A 19019-nucleotide genomic window follows, 5' to 3' on the forward strand; every position below is an offset into this window, starting at 1 on the left:
TGTCACCTGTCCATTGTGGGCCCCGCACGGACGCGGCATCCGACCGATGACCAGGCCGGATGCCGCGTCGCGCGCCTCAGGCGTCGGTCCGCACCAGCCGGTAGGCGGCCCCGGCCAGCGCGAGCGCCGTCCAGCCGAGGAAGACCAGCAGCCCGGCGCCGGGCGAGAGGGTCGTCGAGTCGTGGGTCAGCGCGAACATCGCCTCGCCCGCGTTGCTCGGCAGGTACGGGCTGATGTTGTCCTGCCAGGAGCTGGGCAGCAGCGAGATCAGTCCGGGCACCAGCATCAGGGTGGCGACCAGGACGGAGATACCACCGGCGACCGAGCGGAGCAGCGCGCCCAGCGCGGTGCCGATCACACCGACCAGGCCGAGGTAGAGACCGGCGCCGAGCAGACTGCGTACGACTCCGGAGTGGGAGAACGTGAGGGCCGCGGGGGTGCCGGAGACGATGCCGCTCACGATCGGGAACGCGACGAACACCCCGACGAGGGAGACACCGAGCGCGACCACGCCGAACACGGCGGCCTTGGACCACAGCACCGGCAGGCGGCGCGGTACGGCGGCCAGCGTGGAGCGGATCATGCCGGTCGAGTACTCGCCGGCGGTGACCAGGACGCCCAGCACCCCGAGGGCGAGCTGCGCGAAGTTCGTGCCGAAGAGGGAGATGTCGAGCGCGGTGGCGTTGACGTCGTCGTGCTCCAGATGCCCGGAGCCGTAGGAGGACTTGTAGTGCGCGGCGGAGATCAGGCCGAACGCGATCAGGAACAGCAGGCCGAGGCCCAGGGTGATCCAGGTCGAGCGGAGGGACCACAGCTTGGCCCACTCGGAGCGCAGCACCCGGCGCCCGGTGACCTTGTACGGCGGACGGGACCGCTGGACGGGTGCGGGTGCGGCGCTCTCGGTCGCGACGGCGGTACTCACGCGGCCCTCCCGGGGGTCTCGACGGTGGTGGAGCCGTGGTACTCGACGGCATCCCGGGTCAGGTCCATGAACGCCTGCTCCAGGGAGACGGACCGTGCGCTGAGTTCGAACAGCGGGATGCCGTGTTCGGCGGCCCTGCGGCCGATCTCCCGCGCGGTCACTCCGGTGACGTGCAGTTCCTCGGAGCCGACCTCGCCGGTGATCTCGACACCGGGACCGGCGAGGACCTCACGCAGCCGGGCGGGCTGCTCGGACGCGACGGTGACGGTGTCGCCGCCCGCATCCCGGACCAGGTCCCGCACCGTGGTGTCGGCCAGCAGCCGCCCCCGTCCGACGATGATCAGGTGGTCGGCGACCAGCGCCATCTCGCTCATCAGGTGCGAGGAGACGAAGACGGTACGGCCGTCCGCCGCGAGCCCGGTCAGCAGGTTGCGGATCCACAACACGCCTTCGGGGTCAAGGCCGTTGACGGGTTCGTCGAGCATCACGGTCGCCGGGTCACCGAGCAGCGCTGCGGCGATGCCGAGCCGCTGCCCCATGCCGAGGGAGAAGGCCCCCGCCCGCTTCTTCGCCACGGACTGCAGGCCCGTCAGCTCGATCACCTCGTCGACCCTGCGGCGCGGAATGCCGTGTGTGTAGGCCTGCGCCATCAGATGGTCGAACGCGGAGCGGCCCGGATGGATCGACTTCGCCTCCAGGAGCGCGCCGACCTCCTGGAGCGGTGCGCCGTGCTCGGCGTAGGGCTTGCCGTTGACCGTGACGGTGCCGCCGGTGGGCGCGTCCAGGCCGACGATCATGCGCATCGTGGTGGACTTCCCGGCACCGTTCGGGCCCAGGAAGCCGGTGACGGTGCCGGGTTTGACGACGAAGTCGAGCCGGTCGACCGCCGTCTTCTCCCCGTACCGCTTCGTCAGTTGCTGCGCCTCGATCATCGTCTTCCCTCACGCTCACGTGCCACTGCCCCCACTGGACACGGGCAACGCTAGGCGCGCGGAGGGTTCGAACCCGTCGTACCGAGGGGCCGTTGAGGGAGGCGGGCGTAGTACCGAGGTACCACTCCGTACTGATTGTTGTGTACGTTCCCATCCCGACAACGCGAGCACCACCGCCGACCAACTGCAGGAAATACAACCGACACACATATTTACAGTGCCCGTCACCTCTCTTACTGTGAACGTTCTCAGAACCAACCCGCATGCGCATGTCAGTCGACCCAAGGAGGTCGGGTTCCCCGTGAAATTCCCGGGCCGCATAGTGAAGGCCGCCTTGCTGCTGGCCGCAGTCGCCCTGCCGGCGGCGACGCTCACCCCCACGAACGCCGCCGCCGCGAACTCGCTCACCATGCTCGGCGCCGATGTCTCGTCCGCGCAGCGCGCGATCGACCTCGGCGCCAAGTACTACGACTCCAGCGGGACCGCCAAGGACCCGCTGGACATCCTCAAGGCCGCCGGCGTCAACTACGTCCGCCTGCGGATCTGGAACAACCCCGCCAGCGGCTACAACAACAAGGCGAAGGTGCTGGCGTACGCGAAGCAGGTCAAGGCCAAGGGCCTGAAGCTGCTGGTCGACTTCCACTACTCGGACACCTGGGCCGACCCGGGCAAGCAGTACAAGCCCGCCGCCTGGTCGAGCCACGGCATCAGCGCGCTGCAGACCGACGTCTACAACTACACCTACGACGTCTGCAACAGCCTCAAGTCCCAGGGCACCACCCCGGACAGTGTGCAGATCGGCAACGAGATCAACGTCGGCATGCTGTGGGACGACGGCAAGGTCGTCAACAACAGCTTCACCAACCTCGCCCTGCTGCTGAAGTCGGGCTACAACGCGACCAAGGCGTGCAACAGTTCCACCCAGGTGATCATCCACACCGCCGACGCGGACAGCGACTCCAACGCCCGCTGGTTCTACGACGGCATCAAGGCGCAGGGCGTCAACTGGGACATCACCGGGCTGTCGTACTACTGCATGTGGCACGGCACGCTGGCCAACATGGGCAGCGTCGTCTCGGACATGAAGTCGCGGTACGGCAAGGACGTCATCATCGCCGAGACGGCCTACCCGTTCACCACGTCGGACGCCGACTCCACGGCGAACTCGGTGACTTCGGGCTGCTCGGGCTATCCGCTCACCTGGGCGGGCCAGGGAGCGGAGTTCACCGCCGTGCAGAACACGGCCCGCAGCGCGGGCGCGATCGGCGTCTTCTACTGGGAGCCGACCTGGTACGCGGTCGCGGGCAACGGCTGGGACCCGGCCAACATCAGTGGCAGCGGGGACGGTTGGGACAACATGGCGATCTTCAACTGGACCGGCCAGGTGAACCCGAACGTCAAGTGGACGCCGTAGCAGGCTGGTTCGACGTCCAGCAGGGAACGGCATCGCCGCGCGTCGGCGGTGCCGTTCCCCGTCTTCATGGCTGACGATCCGTCAAAGCGCGGTACACGGCTGCGGACTTGGGGTTGGCACCGCAGCGCCACACGCCGTGCGGGCAGTAGTCGCTGATGGTCTGGTAGAGCGGGTGCTGTCCGGTCATCCAGGTGAGCATGCCGCGCATATAGGTGGGGTTGTCGCCGTTCTCGTACAGGCCCCACTCGGGGTAGGCGAGGGGCTTGTGATGGGCGCGGGCGAAGGCGGCCTGCGCCAACAGGCCGTACGGCTCGGTGAGTTGCTCGGTGAAGGGGGTGCCCCGGGGTGAGTCGTAGGCGTCCATGCCGATGACGTCGACGTAGCGGTCGCCGGGGTAGCAGTCGGTCCAGGGGATCGCGTCCCGGCCGCGGTTCGGGGTGAAGTCGAAGCGGAAACGCTGTCCGGGTACGGAGCGCATCGCGGTGACGATGCGCGTCCAGTAGCGCTTCCAGGATGCGGGGGCGGGTGCGCAGCGGTGGCTGTAGGTGATGCCGTTCATCTCCCAGCCCAGGACGATCTCGGTGTCCGGGGCGCCCTGTTGGACCAGTCGCCGGGCGAGCGCGGCGAAGTGGCCGTCGTAGCGTCCGTCCGCGCCGTCCGCCAGTTCGGCGCGGACCACGGAGTCGGGGAGGTGGTCCTCATTGCGGTCCAGCATGGGCACGTTGAGGACCAGCAGACGGTCCTCGCGGGCCCGGCGCCACTCGGTCCACTGGTCCAGGTCGCTCGAACTGCCCTCGATGCCGCTCCAGTTGTCACCGGGCAGATACGCGTGCCCGACGCGGGGCTCCGGCCGGCCGAGCCAGGCACCGAACTCCGCGACCCGCCGTACGGCGTCGGCGCCGTAGCCGACGTAGGCGCCGTAGGCCGTCGGCGGTCCTGACGACCGGGACGGGGCCGACTTCGCGGGCGGGGGCGGTGACTCGGCTCCGGGTACGCAGGCCGGTCCGGCCAGCAGGACGAGCGCGAGGACGAGGGTGAACAGGGCCGGCGAGGTGCGGCGCGTCCCGTGCGAGGCCACTGGACGCCTCTCCTTCTTCCCGGGGTGCGTGGGGCGGCGGACGACTCCGGCGCCCGAGCAACGTATCAGCGCGGGGCAGAAGATGACGTAGCACTCTATTCACGACATGCCCGCGGGACACGGAACGCGCTCTGGCGAAAGGACTGCGCGCCGGGGCGAAAGACGGGGAAGGGGCCGCCTTGGAAGAGTTGTGTCACTCTCGGACGCCGCGGCCGAAGCCCACCACCCGACAGGCGCTCGGCCTGTGACGCAACATCCCACCCCGTGGGACGAGGAGGAGCGGGACGAGGACGCCGTGGCGCGGCTGAAGGCCCTCGCCGCGCGGCTCTTCCTGCCCCTGCGCACGGTGGCCGCCCATCTCCGCAGTGTCTTCCGGAGGTTGAACGTCACCTCACGGGGCGGCCCGCTTGACGCGCTGACCGGCCCCGTGGTGTGACGGTGCCGACCGCTCAGTTCTCGTCGAGGGCGAACCGCCAGCTCCAGTTGGGGCGTTCGTAGGCCGCCTGGAAGCCGAGGCGGAGCATGTTGTGCAGGGAGCTGTTGTGGGTGCCGGGGGTCTCGGCGCCCGTCTCGGCGACCAGCACCCTGCACCCCAACTGCCGTGCCGCGCGGGCCCGGGCGGCGAGCAGGGCGGTCTGGCCGCCGCGTCCCCGTGCGTGGGGCAGTACACCGCCGGCGAAGAACTGCGCCGTGTCACCGCGGACGAACAGGGTGCCGGTGCCGACCAACTCCCCGTCCAGCCAGGCCCCGTAGGGATGCCAGCCAGGCCGGGTCACGGTGGCGGCGCCCATCTCGGCGTAGTGCTCCACCGGCGCCCCGAAGGCCCGCACCATCACCGTGCCCCATTCCAGGGCGTGTTCGGCCGCCAGCGGGGCGACGCGGATGCCGGCGGGCGGCACGGCCAGGGCGTCGGCGCGGGCGACGGCCTCGTCGGTCGTACACACGAGCTTGACCGAGGACGATCCGCGGACGATGCCCTCCCTGGCGCAGATCTCGGGCCAGTCCTCGGGCAGGAAGGCGGGCGCGATCTGGAGGGTGGCCTGCGGGGTGCGCGCGGCCCGGTAGAAGTCGCAGACCTCCGCGACGAGTCGGGCGGTGACGGGGGCGGTGACCCCGAAGCCGAGGGCCTTGCTCCAGAAGTGGGTGCTGTCCTCGCGCATCGACAGCACCACACCTCCGCCGATCCGCGTGGCGGTCATGCCCAGCGCGGTACGGACGGACTCGGGAGCCTCCGTCTGGAATCGGTGGAGCGCTTCCGCCTCGGACTGCTCGGCGACGGACGGCTGGACGACGGTCGTCATGGAGCCGATTCTCTCTCAGGTTCTCTCGGGGGAGGCGACCGGCCCGCCTGAGGGGAACAGGCGGGCCGGCGCGGGGAGTTGGCTGCGGTCAGGAGGGCGGACGGGTCACGCCCGGCCGGCCGCCGCCTGCTTGATCAGCTCCGCCACCGCCGCCGGCCGGGAGACGTAGACGGCGTGGCTCGCGGCGGCCTCGGCCACGGTGGCTCCGGCGCGCTCGGCCATCCGGTGCTGGACCGGCGGCGGGATCATGTGGTCGTCACTCGCCACGAGGTACCAGCTCGGCCTGGTCCGCCAGGCGGGCTCGGTGATCGTCCCGCCGAGCGCGTCCAGACCCCACGGGACCTGGGCGTCGGCCAGGAACGCGGCGTCCTCGGCGGGCAGGTCACCGGCGAACGACGCGGCGAACTTGTGCCGGTCCAGGAAGAGGAAACCGTCCTTGGGCGGCAGGATCGGCGGCACGGGCGCACCAGGCGCCGGGTCGGCGACCAGGGTACCGACCGACTCGTCCTTGTCCGGCGCGAAGGCCGCGATGTAGGCGAGCGCGGCCACCTTGTCGTGGCGGCCGGCCTCGGTGATCACGGCCCCGCCGTAGGAGTGTCCGACGAGCACCGCGGGACCGTCCAGGGCGTCGAGGGCACGGTGGGTGGCCGCGACGTCGCCTTCGAGGGACAGGGTCGGATTCTGTACGACGCTGACCTTGAAGCCGTCCTGAGTGAGCAGGCGGTACACGGACTGCCAGCCGGAACCGTCGACGAATCCACCATGCACGAGAACGATGTTCTTGACGGCACTCATGCCGTTGCTCCTTGTTCTGTCGGAAACCCTCCGGACGGGTCCACGCTAGGCCGGACCGTCCGACGGGGCTTCGACCAAATGACCTAGTCGACGAACGCCGTGACGGCCCGCGCGAAGGCCGCCGGCTCCTCCAGGTGGCCGAAGTGCCCGCTGTTCTCCAGGATCACCAGCTGCGATCCCGGGATGAGCCGGTGCAGTTCCTCGGCCCAGCGCACCCCGCAGATGAAGTCGTGGCGGCCCACCAGCACGAGGGCCGGCACGGTGAGCGAGCCGAGGTCGGCGCGGTCGTCGATGACGTCCGGGGTGAGGTCCTCGTCCAGCCCGGAGACGTAGGTGGCCACCACGGCCTCGCGCGCGGGGGCGAACTCCTTCTCCCGGCCCCAGAAGTCGGCGAAGTAGGCGGGGAACAGACCACGTGCCACACCGGTGATCCCGGCGTCGTCGGAGATGGTGGGAATGTTCTGGAACGCCTCCACGACCTCGGGCAGTCCCGGGTTGTCCGCGTGCCGCTCGGCGAACGCCTGCACCTGGCGCATGGCCTCCGCCCCGTGTTCGGGACCGGTCACCGGAGCACTGTCGTAGAGGATCACTCCGGCGATCCGGTCGGGGTGGTGCAACGCGTGGTACTGGGCGACGAAACCGCCGTGCGAGTGGCCCAGCAGATACACCTCGTCGGCGCCGAGGTGCTCGATCAGTGCGGTGAGGAAACGGCTGTAGCGGGCCCGGGTGTAACCGTGCGGGTGGGAGGGCAGACGGCCGGAGGCGCCGGTGCCGACCGGCTCCGGGTAGACGACCGTGAGGTACTCCTCCAGGGCGGGCATGCGCAGGTAGTCCCAGTGGATGCCGGGCCCGCCGGAGTGCGCGATGCACACGGGACCCGTGCCGTGGACGTGATAGCGCTGGGTGACTCCGTCGACGTCGACGGCGTGTGTTCCGGCGGCGAGCGGATCGGTCGAGGTGGTGGTGCTGGTCATGGGATCTCCCTGTCCTGCCTGTGGTGGTGACACGGACAGGACGCGGGCGGGAGAGGGAAGTTCGATCGGGTCGGCGTGACGCCTGTCACACGAGGAGAAGCCTCTCGGCCGGCAAGGGCCTGGGGTGGACGAGCCGCAGCCGGTGCACCCGTCCGGCGTCGTCCAGACTCATGACCCAGGCCACGGCGGGCGGGCAGTGCTCGGGGTCGTCGTCGGGGTTGGTGATGTCCATCTCCCAGACGACGAGCGACCGCCCGGCCACGGCGTGCACGAGGTGCTGCCGTACGCCGGCCTCCAGGTCGCACTCCATACCCCGTACCAACAGGCCCCGCCCGCCCACCGGTTCGTTCCCCCGGACCAGCGCGGCCTCGGGCGACCAGCGCTCTGCGAGCAGCTGCCCGAACCGTCCGCTCTCGGCTGCGCGCAGGGTCTCGCGCGCCTCGATCCGGCTGGCACGGGTACGGCGTCCGGCGTCGCCGTGCGGGGCGTCCGCCGTGGCGGCGAGGGCGAGCGCGAGCTTGGCCCGCGCCTGGCTGAGCCGGCTGCGGACGGTACCGACCGGGACCCCGCAGGCCTCCGCCATCCGCTCGTACGACGTGACGCCGACACTGAAGTGCCGCAGCACGAGCGGCAGTCGGAGCGCGGGAGTCAGTTCCTCGATGGCCTCCCAGATCCAGTCGCGCATCGCATGATGCTCCAGCCACCGCTCCGGACCGGAGTCGGTGGCGGGCTCCCGCACCTCGTCGAGCGGCCGCGACTCGACGGCCCCCCGCAGCAGCGAACGGGCGGCATTACGCACGATCATCCGCAACCACGCCCCCACGGCCTCCGGGTCCCGCACGTCTCCCACCCGCCGGAGCGCGGTGAGCGCGGCGTCCTGGACCACGTCGTCGACATCGGGCCCCGGCCCCAGCACACTCACCGCGACCGCACGCATCCCCGCCCGATGCCGCTCCAGCAACAACCCCAGCGCGGACACATCACCGGCCTGCGCGGCCAGCGTCAGCGCCCCGTCCTCGACTCGCGCGACCTCACCCGCGTTCCGGCTGCTCATGCTGTCCTTCTTCCGGCGTCCCCGGCGTTCCCGTCGTCTGCACGACCGTAGTGGGCGGACTGTGTGGCGTCATCTCGCGGAGGTGTCCGGCCGGTGTTCCCCTCCTGTACGGGAACCGGCAGAGCCGTGCCGACGATCCTGGCACTGTGCCGCCGGAAGGACACATACTTGCTCACGGCTTGGAGCAGGTTCGCGCACGCCAGCGCGGTCCACAGCCCCCTCAGACCCGTCGCGTCGGCGACCGGTACGGCCAGGGCCGCCAGGACGCCGAACCACACCACCGTCGAGACCAGGCTCGGCACGGTGCGTCTGAGTCCGACGAGGGCGAAGCCCGCCACGGCCTGGAGGGCGTCGGCGGCGACCACCGCGAGGATCAGCGGCAGCAGCCGTACCACCTGGTCCGCGAGCCCGGGGCTCCGGGTGAACAGGCCGATCACCGGGTTCCGCAGCACGACCAGTGCGGTCCCGAGGACGACGACCGCGCACAGGGCGACCCCGGTCCCGGCGGTCACACTGCGCCGGACGCGGGCGAGGTCGCGGTCCTCGGCGTACCCGGCGATCAGCGGCACCGTGGCCTGGCCGACGGCCACGGCGGCGGAGAAGACGACGTTCACCAGGGACTCGGAGACGCCGTGCACGGCGGCGCTGTCTGTGCCGATGCGGGCGGCGGCGAAGGTCAGCACGCCCAGCACGGAGAACTTCACCAGCACGGTCGCGCCGAGCGGCACCCCGACCCGGGCCAGCCGCAGCACCTCGCGCGGATCGGGTCTGCCGGGCCGGATCGGCCGCCCGGCGAGCACCGTACGGCGGCGCAGCGCGTACTGGTTGAGGGCGGCCCCCACCAGGCCGGCGGCGAGCATGGCCAGCCCGGCGCCGGTCAGCCCGAGGCTCGGCAGCGGGCCGGGTGCCCCGACGAGCAGGACCGACAGCGTCACGGAGACGGCGGTGCCCGCGAGCCCGGACCGCATCACCAGCGCCGACCGGCCGAGCCCGACCAGTACGGACGCCGCCGCGGAGTTGACCGCGATCAGCAGCACACTGACCGCCAACATCCAGGGAAACAGGCCCAGTTGGTCGAGTACGGCGCCCGGGACGCCGAACGCCCCGCCCAGCAGCGGCACCGCGGCCACCGCTCCCGCGCACACCCCGCCGACGGCGAACGCCAGCCACATCCCGCTGCGCACCAGCGGCAACAGCCCCTCGGGGTCGTCCCGTTGCGGCGCGACGAACGGCATCACCCCGCGCAGCGCGCCCGCCACGGTGGCGGTGGCCGGGCTGAACACCGCGATGGTGACGGCGAACGCGGCGAGCGAGACGGTGGCGTGCCGGCCCAGCAGCGCGGTGTCGACGAGCGCCCCCGCCGAGGCGGCGAGGGTGCTCACGTACAGGGGCGCGGCGGCCCCGGCGATGGTCATGAATGCGCCGCGCTCGCTCACAGTCACTCATCCTGTCACGCAACTGCCGTACCGGGCTGGCGAGTTGCTACGGCGTCCCGGTCGCGGGCGGCGGGCCCGTGGTGCCCCGCACCTCAAGAGTCGGCGCGGACAGGACGGTCTCGGCCGGGCGCCCCGGGTGTGCCATCCGGTCGAGGAGGAGGTGTGCGGCGCGGCGGCCGATGTCGTGGCTGGCGTTGTCGACCGTGGTGAGCCACAGGTGTCGTAGGCGCGCCAGATAGGTGTTGTCGTAGCCGACGAGGGAGAGGTCGCGCGGCACCTGGAGGCCGGACTCCTCGGCCGCCGACAGGGCGCCGACGCAGGCGATGTCGTTGAAGGCGAGGACGGCGGTCGGCGGGGCGGGGGCGTTGAGCAGCCGGACCATGGCGCGGTAGCCGCCCTCCTCGGTCAGGTCACCCTGTTCGACCGTGGCGAGGTCGCTCAGCCCGTGTTCGCGCACGACCGCCTCGAAACCGCTGCGGCGCAGCGCGCCGGCGACGCCCTGTCCGGCGATGTGGCCGATGCGGCGGTGGCCGAGATCGACGAGGTGCTCGGTGGCCAGCCGTGCTCCGTGGGCGTCGTCGCCCGCGACGACGTCGACGTGCGGCAGCACCGGCTCGCGGGCGCCCGCTACGACGGTGGGAACGCGGGTCGCGGCGGCGCGCAGTTCGTCGGAGGCGGGCAGTGTGCCGACGGCGATCAGTCCGTCGACGCGCAGTTCGGTGAAGGTGCGGGTGAGGTCCTCGCCGTGGCGTCGGTTGAGCCGGCCGTCGGCGAGGAGCATGTGCAGTCCGCTCTCGCGCAGACGGGAGCCCAGGCCGTCGAGGAGTTCGACGAACCAGGGGTTGCGCAGGTCGTTGAGGAGGACGCCGACCGAGCGGGTGCGGCGCTCGCTGAGACTGCGGGCGGCGGCGTTGGGCCGGTAGCCGAGTTCCTCGACGGCGGCCAGCACGGCCTGCCGTTTCTCCGGGCGCACCTGCTCGGAGCCGCGCAGCACCAGGGAGACCAGGGATTTCGACACACCGGCCCGTTCGGCGACATCGCGGATGGTCGGTGGTCTCATGGTTGGACCGTTCCACGCGCTCCGGTCGGCTGTCAAAGGCATTCAAAAGTATTGACATAAGGACTAACGAGTTCCAGGGTGACTGGAAACAGCTTATGGACCGGTCCAAAGAAGGGCAGTCATGGTGACCTCGCTCGGTGTTGCCGTTGTGGGATTCGGATGGATGGGGCGGGTGCACACCCAGGCGTACGCCCGGGTCCCGCACCACTTTCCGGAGCTGACCCTGCGGCCGCGGCTGGTGACGGTCGCCGAGGACGTGCCCGGGCGGGCCGAGCAGGCGGCCGAGCAGTTCGGTTTCGCCGCCACCACCCGCGACTGGCGCGAGGTCGTCACCGACCCGGGCGTGCAGGCGGTGAGCATCACCGCACCGAACTTCCTGCACCGCGAGATCGGCGTCGCGATGGCGCGGGCCGGCAAGCACATCTGGATCGAGAAGCCGGTGGGCCTGTCCACGGCGGACGCCTCCGCCGTGTCCGACGCGGTCGCCGACGCGGGCGTCCAGGGCGCGGTCGGCTTCAACTACCGCAACGCGCCCGCCGTGGAGGCCGCCCGCGCCCTGATCGCCTCCGGCGAGCTGGGCGCGGTCACCCACATCCGGGTCCGCCTGTTCAGCGACTACGCGGCCCACCCGGACGGCGCCCTCACCTGGCGCTACGAGCTGGAGCGCGGCGGCCACGGAGTCCTGGGCGACCTGGCCTCGCACGGCGCCGACCTGGCCCGCTTCCTGCTCGGCGACATCACCTCCCTCGCCGCCGACACCGCGATCTTCCTGCCGCGGCGGGCCCGCCCCACCGGCGCGACCGCCGGGCACGCCCTGGCCACCGGGGGCGAGTTGGGCCCGGTGGAGAACGAGGACTACGTCAACTGCCTGCTGCGGTTCGCCTCCGGCGCCCGGGGTGTCCTGGAGGCCTGCCGGGTCTCGGTCGGCGAGCAGAACAACTACGGCTTCGAGGTGCACGGCACCAAGGGCGCGGTGTTCTGGGACTTCCGCCGGATGAACGAACTGGCCGTCAGCCGTGGCACGACCTACCAGGACCAGCCCGTCACCACCGTGTATGTCGGCCCGGGCGACGGCGAGTTCGGCGCGTTCCAGCCGGGCGCGGCGAACGCGATGGGCTACGACGACCTCAAGGTGATCGAGGCGTACCGCTTCCTGCGGTCCGTCGCAGAGGGCAAGCCGTACGGCGCCACCCTCACGGACGCCGTGCGCAGCGCGGCGGTCGTGGACGCCATGGTGCGCTCGGCCGAGAGCGGCACATGGGTGAGCCCGGTGTGAGGGGCTCACCCGGCCGGAGGATCAGCCGCGTTCGGCCCGCTGGAACATCGTCTTGGCCGTGGCGCCCAGGATCTCGCCGTACATCTTGGTCGGTTGCAGGCTGTCCAGTGCGCTGTTGACCGAGACGAGGGTGCCCTTGCCGGTGGCCGAGTCGAAGTTCGCCAGCCACGGGCCGCCGCTGGAGCCGCCGGTCATGTCGCAGGGGATCATCTGCGTACCGTTCTCCTTCTTCGCCGTACCGACGCAGCGCAGGAGTTGCTCGCCGAGCTGGGGGTGGGTGGCGGGGTAGCCGAAGGCGGAGACGGTGCCGCCGACCGGGCGGCCGAAGGCGATGGGCGTGGCGCCCACCGCGTCGGTGAGCTTACGTCCGTTCCTGCCGGCGTCGACGACGAGCGCGGCCACGTCGTTCGTGCCTTCCTGGGCGAAGGTACGCGGAGTCAGGGCGGTACGGACCGCGAAGGCGCCGTAGGGCTGCCTGCCCTTGCTGTAGGCCGGGACGAACACCATCGTCATGTTGGTGTTGGCGGGTGAGGCGGAGCGGCGGACGCAGTGTGCGGCGGTCATCACGACGGAGCGGTTGGCGCTCTTCACGGCGGTGGCCGTGCACCAGGTGTCGGCGCCACCGGCGTTGACGAAGAAGAGCCGCCCCACGGTCTTCATCGGCGTACCCGTCCACGTTTTCGTCTTCGGCCCGGTCGGGCCGAGGTCCACGGACTTGCCCACGGCCTTGATCCGGGCCGGCGTCCAGTAGGCGAGCGCCGCCCGGCGTTCCGTGGCGGTGAACGTCATGGTGGCCACCGGGTCGGCGGCCCGGGCGGCCCGGGTCGCGCCGGACGCGGCCGTGGCTTGGACCGGGACAACGAGTGCGAGGGCCGTGCCGGCCACGGCGAGCACCGTGACCCGGCGCGGCAGGCGCCGGGTCACGGAAGGAAGGCTGTCGCGCATCGGGGTGTGTCTCCTCGGCTGGTGCTGATCGCGGCCCTGCTGTCCGCGTCCAAGGAGAGGGGAATCAACCGATCCGGGTTGCTTCGTCAGCAGTAGAGGTTGCCCCCCGGACTGGTCCCGAGGATCGAGGTGAACCGGTTGTAGGCGTCCACCCGGCTCTGCACCTGGGCGGGGTTCTTGCCGTCGCACTCCACCGAGCCGTTGATGCTGCGGATGGTCTGGCCGAAACCGGCGCTGTTGACCATCGCGTTGTGCGGGGTCATGGAGCCGGGGCCGCTCTGGGTGTTCCAGTACCAGAGCGCGGTCTTCCAGGCGACGGCCGAGTCGTTCTGCACCAGCCAGGGGTTGCCCAGCAGATCGATGCCCAACGCGTCGCCCGCGGCCTTGTAGTTGAAGTTCCAGCTCAGTTGCAGCGGACCGCGCCCGTAGTAGGCGGCCTGACCTGCCGGGCAGCCGTAGGACTGGCTCCAGTCGCAGTACGTCGGGTAGTTGGCGGTGTTCTGCTCGACGATGTACACCAACCCGCCCGTCTCATGGCTGACGTTGGCGAGGAAGGCCGCGGCCTCCTGCTTCTTCACGGTGTCGCTGCCGGTGTTCGCGAAGCCCGGGTAGGCGCCGAGGGCGGCGGTCAGACCGCTGTACGTGTAGAACGAGTTCCGGCTCGGGAACATCTGGTTGAACTGCGCCTCGCTCACCACGAAGGTGCCGTTGGGCGTGGTGGAACCGCCGTCACAGGCGTACGGCTCCCAGTACCAGGTGCTGATGACGGGGTCGTAGCCCGGGTTGTCGTGCTCGGCGATGTAGGCCTTGCCGTCGGTGTAGCGGACGATGTTGCCGGTGACGTACGACTGGCCGGCCACCCAGTTCGGATAGCTGGAACACGAGGCCGCCGACGCGCCCGCGGCCGGAAGGACCACGGAGGTGAGACTTCCGAGGACGAGCGCGGTCAGGACTGCGGCGATACGACGTCTCGACACAGGGGTCAACTCCTCTGCGGAGCACGGCCGTACCCCGCCACCGGTGTGGGGGGTACGGCCGCGGTGGGGGATGTCGCGGCCCACTCAACCGCCTTGGTCTGTACCAGTCAAGGGTATAGACCAGTCAACTCGCATCTCTACAGGTCAGTTGTGGTCAGCGCCGGGTCGGCGGCGATCTCCGCCTGGGTGAAGCGCTCGGTGACCCACTGTTTGCGCGAGAAGAGGCGGGTCTGGTCCGAGAAATGGGGCGAGGCAGGGTTCGCGGACTCGCCGTAGGTGAGGAGGGTGTGGGCACGCGGGCCGTCGGCGGTGAGTTCGACGGTCATCAGGAAGCTGGTGCCGAAGGCGCCGGCCGTCGGCGTGCCGGTGCCCGAGTCGGGGCCCGCCTCGACGACGTCGAAGCAGCCCGCGTCGCAGCCGGGCAGCGGGATGCCGTCCCACTTCTGGACGGCGCCGAGTTCGACGTCGACCGGGAGGTCACGGGCCGCGAGGTCCTGGACGGCGTCGGCCAGGGCGCGTTGGACGTGTATGTCGTCGCCGTTGATGCCTCGTGGTGTGGTGAGCGGGTGGGCGGGGTCGTAGGGGACGCGGTGCCAGGTGTCGAGCGGGCCGTCGTCGACGAGGTCTTGGTGGAACGCGGTCCAGAGCACGATGCCCCGGCTGTCGGGGTCGGCGCGGGTGTCCCAGCGGGCGAGGGCCGCGCAGGCCTGCGTCACGTCGACCTCCTTGCCGTCCGTGGCCGTCAGGCTCGGGTGGGCACGGCACATGGCGACCACGTCGTCGCGGCCCGTCTCGGCCGACAGCACCCGGTTGCCGAGCATCGACGCGCGCAGGGTGCTCTCGGTGAAGCCCGGGGCGCCCAACCCGTCGGTGCCGTCCCGGCGTTGGGCGATCATGCTCAGTCCGAGCTGGGCGCGTTCGTCGAGGCGGGGATCGGTGTCGTAGACGCCGGGGAGGCCGGTGATGGGCGCCTCGGGATTGACGTACTGCGGCCCGTTGTTGGAGTTGGCCACGTAGTCGGTGCGGCTCGACTTCGGCTGGTGGGAGGGGCCGTAGACACCGGGCACGAGTGCGTCGGGGTCGCTGCCCCAGGCGCAGGCCGATGTGGAGCCGTCCAGGGCGGTGGGTCCCTCGTCGTCCGCGAGGGTGCAGTGGGCGAGTTGTGCGTCGGTGAGGTGCGGGACGGCCGAGGAGTCGGTGAAGTAGGTGCCGCCACTGGTGTCGGCGGCGAGGGTGTACGTCCAGGGGATGCCCTGGGAGGCGTCCTGGGCGGCGCGGAGTTGGGCGAGGTTCCTGGCCTTGCCCATGGCCAGCCAGGTGTTCATGGAGCGCAGGTTGTCCGCGTTGGCGTCACGGATCGCGTAGGCGGTGGTCGTGGTCCAGCCGGAGGACAGGACCGGTCCAAAACGTGAGGTGTACACGGTCCGGTCGACGGTCGACAGGGCGCCGTTCGCGTCCCGGACGGTGACCGGGACCGTACGGCGTCGCATGCGCACCGACTTGCCGTCGAGGAGGTAGCTGGTCGGGTCGCCGGGGACGAGTTTCAGGGCGTAGACGGACGCGTGCTGGGCGTCGCTCGCGGTGTGCGTCCAGGCGAGGGTGGCGTTGTGGCCGATCTCCACCAGAGGGGTGCCGTAGAGGCCGGCGCCGGACACGTCCAGGGTGCCGGGGATCGTCAACTGCACCTGGTAGAACCGGAAGTAGCCGACGGCCCAGGGCAGGTGCGGATTGGCGAGGACCATCGCGTCGCCGGTGCGGGTGGCGTCCCGGCCGAGCGCCCAGCCGTTGCTGCCGACGTCGGCGGAGGCGAGGCCGAGGCCGCTCCCGAGTGCGGAAGTCGTGGGCGTGGCAGCCGAGTTCGCGTCCGGGTTGGCGGAGGTCGTCGGGGGCGTCGCGGAGCCGATGTCCGGCGCGAGCGGTACCGTCGCGGTCACCCTGTTGACGTCGTAGACGACGTTCCACAGGTCGAGCGCGGTGATCGGCCGCACCCAGGGCTTGCCCTTGCAGCGTGCGTCCGGCAGGTGGTCGACGCCGGTGTCCCGGAGATAGCGGTTGTACCCGGCGGCGTATCCCGCGACCATGCGACGCAGCTCCGCCGTCGGCCCCAACGGCGCTTTCCGGTCGAGCAGTTGACGCACCGTGCCCGCGCGGGACTGCGCGCCGTAGTAGGTGTCGCTCGCGAGGTTGGAGCCCGCCACCTCGCCTTCGCCGGACTGCCCGTCGGGCCCGAAGAACCGGGACCGCTCACCTCTCAAGGTCACCACGTGGTCGGCGAGTTCGCACACGTTGTCCTGTGCGAACGCGTACCCGTATCCGTATCCGAGCCCGTCGAAGTCCTTGGCCAGGATGTGCGGGACGCCGTACTCGGTCCGGCTGATCCGCACCGCGTGGCCGCCCTCGGCGAGGGTCTCGCCGGCCGAGGCGGTCGCGGGTAACACGGCCACGCCGACCGAGGCGAGACAGAGGGTGGCCGCGATGGTCGCCAACTTGCCTGCCAGAGATCTCTTATGACGTTTCGTCATGTCTCTCGGTTCATCCATGACCGCCACCCTCCAGGGTGGGCGAACGGGCGGCATCGGACCCGCGGCGGATATCCGGGGCACGTGTCAGTCTCGGGATGTACGCCTGTGGGCGCTGTCGGCGCCGCATGGCCAAAAGCCCCGCTCGACTGTGCCCCCGGCGTCGGCCGCGCGGAGCGGCGGTTCCGGGTCCGAGGCGGACATCGCCTGCCGCCTGGATGCGACCACTCATCGCGACGACCACCTGATCGCCCTCGCCGGACGTCTGCCGCGAGGGCCCGCACCGCGGACCTCCCTCGTCGAGTCCGCCGCGCCCGGCTGGTGGTACACGGCGCCCCTACCGGACGGAACGTCGGTCGTCATGCCGATGACCGACGCCGACCTCGTCGCCGAACACGCCCTGCACACTCCACGGAACTGGTGGAAGGCGCTCATGGCGACCACACACGCCCACGCACGCGTGTCCCACGACGGCGGCCCGGACACGCTCCGGATCGTGCCAGACACCGGCGACCGCGAAGCACTCGCCCGGTACGCGGAACAGGTCCGGGCCATCCACACCGAATGCCTGCACGCCCGGTCGCACGCAGGCACGAAAACGCGTGTGGGGCCGACCGGATTCCGGTCGGCCCCACACGCGTACGCGGGAAAAGTGTCCGAGGGGGGACTTGAACCCCCACGCCCGATAAAGGGCACTAGCACCTCAAGCTAGCGCGTCTGCCATTCCGCCACCCGGACGAGGTGTCTGCCGCCTGACCGGGGGTGTTCCCCGCGGCGACATGGACAACAATACCAAGCTTTCGGAGCACCTTTCACCTGCATATCCGCCCGGTAACGACCCCGCGCGATCACTCCCCGACAGGCTCCTCCACGACCAGCGCGCGCAGCGCCCGCACCAGCGACATCGCCGTCTCCTCGTCCAGCGGCGCGAGGAATCGGCGCTCCGCCGCCCGCCGGGCCCGCTCTGCCCGGCGGAGGCAGTCCTGGCCGGCCGGCGTCAGTTCGACGATGTTCTTGCGGCGGTCGCGCGGACTGCGGCGCCGCTCCACCAGCCCATTTTCCTCCAGGCCGTCGATCAGCGACACCATCGTGGTGCGGTCGACCCCGAGCCGCCCGGCAGCCTCGACCTGCGACAACGGCTCCCCTGCCGAGAGCACCACCAGAACGGCCAGCTGGTGACCGTCCACCCCGTACGGCGCCAGCGCCTCGGCCGAGGTCCTGGCCAGTCGGGCCTGGGCGTGCTTGAGGAGGTAGCCGAGCCGGGACTCCAGGGGGGCGGGGGGTTGATCGTCGACCATGCGTCGACTGTATCCCGACTGAATCCCCCTTCTGATCGTCAGCGCTACTGATGATTAGATACGCTGACGGCCATGGCAGACACGACAGCAGACATGACAACCGTGCGCTTCGGGATCAAGACCACCCCCATGCATGTGCCGTACGAGGACATCCGGCGGGTCTGGTTGGAGGCCGACGGCGTTCCGGAGATCGCGGACGCCTGGTTGTGGGACCACCTGCTGCCGGTCGCCGGGCCGAAGGACGGGCAGATACACGAGGGCTGGACGCTGCTCAGTGCGCTCGCCGCGCAGACGGAGCGGCTGAGGCTCGGGCTCCTCGTCACCAGCAACCGGGTCCGCCCGCCGGCCGTGCTCGGCAAGATCGCGGCCACGGTGGACGTGATCTCGGGCGGGCGTCTCGTGCTCGGTCTGGGGGTCGGCGGCACGCATCAGCCGCCGGGCGCCGGCGGTGTCGTGGGCGCGAATCCGGCGATCGCCGAGTACGAGGCGTACGGTCTGACGCTCGTCCCGCCGGGCGAGGGCCTCGCGCGCCTCGCGGAGACCGCCGAGATCCTTCGCCGTATGTGGACGCGGGACGTCTTCGACTTCGAGGGCCGTCACTACCGGCTGCGGGGCACGCGGTGCGAGCCCAAGCCGGTGCAGCGACCCGGTCCGCCGCTGCTCATCGGCGGCTGGGGCACCCGGCTGCTGCGGCTGGTCGCCGAGCACGCCGACATCTGGAACGTTCCAGGGCCGCCGCACAACACCGTCGAGTACGTCGCCGAACGCGCCCGCGTCCTCGACGCGCACTGCGCCGAGCTGGGCCGCGACCCGGCCACCATCACACGCTCGGTGCAGGTCCTGGTGTCGTACGACGATCCGGCCGCGACCCGGGAGACGGTCGGCCGGCTCGTCGACGCCGGGATGAACCACATCGTGCTGAGTCTGCCGCGCCCGTATCCGCGGGTGCACGCCGACCATCTGCACCTTCCCTCGCTCGCGGCGCTCGCCCCGGGCACGCGCGGAGCGGGCCGCGTCGGCGTGCTCGGCCCCCGCGGG

The 19019-nt window shown here is 71.0% G+C and carries 17 protein-coding genes and 1 tRNA gene; 4 read left to right on the plus strand and 14 right to left on the minus strand.

Going from position 1 to position 19019, the window contains the following annotated elements:
- Nucleotides 1-76 precede the first annotated feature (76 nt).
- On the minus strand, nucleotides 77-922 hold the full coding sequence (locus tag AB0M63_RS38695) for an ABC transporter permease (RefSeq protein WP_366022639.1): 846 nt from the start codon (nucleotides 920-922) through the stop codon (nucleotides 77-79).
- Nucleotides 919-1854, minus strand: coding sequence for an ATP-binding cassette domain-containing protein (locus AB0M63_RS38700; protein WP_366022640.1), 936 nt, complete (start codon nucleotides 1852-1854; stop codon nucleotides 919-921). The genes AB0M63_RS38695 and AB0M63_RS38700 overlap by 4 nt, the downstream gene beginning before the upstream one ends.
- A gap of 322 nt (nucleotides 1855-2176) precedes the next feature.
- On the opposite strand from AB0M63_RS38700, the gene AB0M63_RS38705 reads away from it, so the two are divergent.
- Complete coding sequence (locus AB0M63_RS38705; protein ID WP_355921906.1) at nucleotides 2177-3268, plus strand: glycosyl hydrolase 53 family protein; 1092 nt, start codon at nucleotides 2177-2179, stop codon at nucleotides 3266-3268.
- 64 nt (nucleotides 3269-3332) lie between these two features.
- Here AB0M63_RS38705 and AB0M63_RS38710 read toward each other — a convergent pair whose 3' ends face one another.
- Nucleotides 3333-4346 (minus strand): glycosyl hydrolase, encoded by a 1014-nt coding sequence (locus AB0M63_RS38710; RefSeq protein ID WP_366022641.1) that lies wholly within the window; start codon nucleotides 4344-4346, stop codon nucleotides 3333-3335.
- Between the two features lie 244 nt (nucleotides 4347-4590).
- On the opposite strand from AB0M63_RS38710, the gene AB0M63_RS38715 reads away from it, so the two are divergent.
- A complete protein-coding gene (locus AB0M63_RS38715; protein WP_366022642.1) occupies nucleotides 4591-4782 on the plus strand; it encodes a hypothetical protein in 192 nt (63 codons plus the stop codon).
- Between the two features lie 13 nt (nucleotides 4783-4795).
- Here the strand turns inward: AB0M63_RS38715 and AB0M63_RS38720 are convergent, their stop codons facing one another.
- The 6 genes from AB0M63_RS38720 to AB0M63_RS38745 form a co-directional block, all read right to left on the minus strand.
- Complete coding sequence (locus AB0M63_RS38720) at nucleotides 4796-5647, minus strand: GNAT family N-acetyltransferase (protein ID WP_366022643.1); 852 nt, start codon at nucleotides 5645-5647, stop codon at nucleotides 4796-4798.
- Nucleotides 5648-5752: 105 nt separating this feature from the next.
- On the minus strand, nucleotides 5753-6442 hold the full coding sequence (locus AB0M63_RS38725; RefSeq protein WP_366022644.1) for an alpha/beta hydrolase: 690 nt from the start codon (nucleotides 6440-6442) through the stop codon (nucleotides 5753-5755).
- An 83-nt stretch (nucleotides 6443-6525) separates the two neighbouring features.
- Nucleotides 6526-7416 (minus strand): alpha/beta hydrolase, encoded by an 891-nt coding sequence (locus AB0M63_RS38730; protein WP_366022645.1) that lies wholly within the window; start codon nucleotides 7414-7416, stop codon nucleotides 6526-6528.
- Between the two features lie 85 nt (nucleotides 7417-7501).
- A complete protein-coding gene (locus tag AB0M63_RS38735; protein WP_366022646.1) occupies nucleotides 7502-8470 on the minus strand; it encodes a sigma-70 family RNA polymerase sigma factor in 969 nt (322 codons plus the stop codon).
- Nucleotides 8467-9906 carry an MATE family efflux transporter gene (locus tag AB0M63_RS38740; protein WP_366022647.1) on the minus strand — a complete coding sequence of 480 codons (1440 nt, stop codon included), beginning with the start codon at nucleotides 9904-9906 and terminating at the stop codon, nucleotides 8467-8469. Before AB0M63_RS38740 ends, AB0M63_RS38735 begins: the two co-directional genes overlap by 4 nt.
- A 46-nt stretch (nucleotides 9907-9952) precedes the next feature.
- Complete coding sequence (locus AB0M63_RS38745; protein ID WP_366022648.1) at nucleotides 9953-10966, minus strand: LacI family DNA-binding transcriptional regulator; 1014 nt, start codon at nucleotides 10964-10966, stop codon at nucleotides 9953-9955.
- Between the two features lie 121 nt (nucleotides 10967-11087).
- Between AB0M63_RS38745 and AB0M63_RS38750 the strand changes: the two genes are divergently transcribed.
- Nucleotides 11088-12242: a Gfo/Idh/MocA family oxidoreductase gene (locus AB0M63_RS38750; protein ID WP_366022649.1), complete on the plus strand. Its 1155-nt coding sequence runs from the start codon at nucleotides 11088-11090 to the stop codon at nucleotides 12240-12242.
- 21 nt (nucleotides 12243-12263) lie between these two features.
- Here AB0M63_RS38750 and AB0M63_RS38755 read toward each other — a convergent pair whose 3' ends face one another.
- From AB0M63_RS38755 to AB0M63_RS38775, 5 genes are all read right to left on the minus strand, one after another.
- The gene (locus tag AB0M63_RS38755; RefSeq protein WP_366022650.1) at nucleotides 12264-13187 is read right to left on the minus strand and encodes a trypsin-like peptidase domain-containing protein; all 924 of its coding nucleotides are present in this window, start codon (nucleotides 13185-13187) and stop codon (nucleotides 12264-12266) included.
- An 86-nt stretch (nucleotides 13188-13273) separates the two neighbouring features.
- Nucleotides 13274-14164 carry a glycoside hydrolase family 19 protein gene (locus tag AB0M63_RS38760; RefSeq protein WP_366022651.1) on the minus strand — a complete coding sequence of 297 codons (891 nt, stop codon included), beginning with the start codon at nucleotides 14162-14164 and terminating at the stop codon, nucleotides 13274-13276.
- A 137-nt stretch (nucleotides 14165-14301) separates the two neighbouring features.
- Nucleotides 14302-16686: a penicillin acylase family protein gene (locus tag AB0M63_RS38765; RefSeq protein WP_366022652.1), complete on the minus strand. Its 2385-nt coding sequence runs from the start codon at nucleotides 16684-16686 to the stop codon at nucleotides 14302-14304.
- A gap of 650 nt (nucleotides 16687-17336) precedes the next feature.
- Nucleotides 17337-17421 (minus strand) — tRNA-Leu (locus AB0M63_RS38770).
- A 110-nt stretch (nucleotides 17422-17531) separates the two neighbouring features.
- The gene (locus AB0M63_RS38775; RefSeq protein ID WP_366022653.1) at nucleotides 17532-17981 is read right to left on the minus strand and encodes a MarR family winged helix-turn-helix transcriptional regulator; all 450 of its coding nucleotides are present in this window, start codon (nucleotides 17979-17981) and stop codon (nucleotides 17532-17534) included.
- A gap of 72 nt (nucleotides 17982-18053) precedes the next feature.
- On the opposite strand from AB0M63_RS38775, the gene AB0M63_RS38780 reads away from it, so the two are divergent.
- The coding region (locus AB0M63_RS38780; protein ID WP_366022654.1) for an LLM class flavin-dependent oxidoreductase at nucleotides 18054-19019 on the plus strand (966 nt) is incomplete at its 3' end.

It is taken from the genome of Streptomyces sp. NPDC051576 (genome assembly GCF_040681835.1).
Taxonomy (GTDB): domain Bacteria; phylum Actinomycetota; class Actinomycetes; order Streptomycetales; family Streptomycetaceae; genus Streptomyces.

Excerpts from the sequence above, each read along its gene's own strand:
- AB0M63_RS38750 (WP_366022649.1), top strand. The coding sequence starts at position 11,088 with ATGGTGACCTCGCTCGGTGTTGCCGTTGTGGGATTCGGATGGATGGGG.
- AB0M63_RS38745 (WP_366022648.1), bottom strand. The coding sequence starts at position 10,966 with ATGAGACCACCGACCATCCGCGATGTCGCCGAACGGGCCGGTGTGTCG.
- AB0M63_RS38725 (WP_366022644.1), bottom strand. The coding sequence starts at position 6,442 with ATGAGTGCCGTCAAGAACATCGTTCTCGTGCATGGTGGATTCGTCGAC.
- AB0M63_RS38700 (WP_366022640.1), bottom strand. The coding sequence starts at position 1,854 with ATGATCGAGGCGCAGCAACTGACGAAGCGGTACGGGGAGAAGACGGCG.
- AB0M63_RS38730 (WP_366022645.1), bottom strand. The coding sequence starts at position 7,416 with ATGACCAGCACCACCACCTCGACCGATCCGCTCGCCGCCGGAACACAC.
- AB0M63_RS38765 (WP_366022652.1), bottom strand. The coding sequence starts at position 16,686 with ATGACGAAACGTCATAAGAGATCTCTGGCAGGCAAGTTGGCGACCATC.
- AB0M63_RS38755 (WP_366022650.1), bottom strand. The coding sequence starts at position 13,187 with ATGCGCGACAGCCTTCCTTCCGTGACCCGGCGCCTGCCGCGCCGGGTC.
- AB0M63_RS38775 (WP_366022653.1), bottom strand. The coding sequence starts at position 17,981 with ATGGTCGACGATCAACCCCCCGCCCCCCTGGAGTCCCGGCTCGGCTAC.
- AB0M63_RS38735 (WP_366022646.1), bottom strand. The coding sequence starts at position 8,470 with ATGAGCAGCCGGAACGCGGGTGAGGTCGCGCGAGTCGAGGACGGGGCG.
- AB0M63_RS38720 (WP_366022643.1), bottom strand. The coding sequence starts at position 5,647 with ATGACGACCGTCGTCCAGCCGTCCGTCGCCGAGCAGTCCGAGGCGGAA.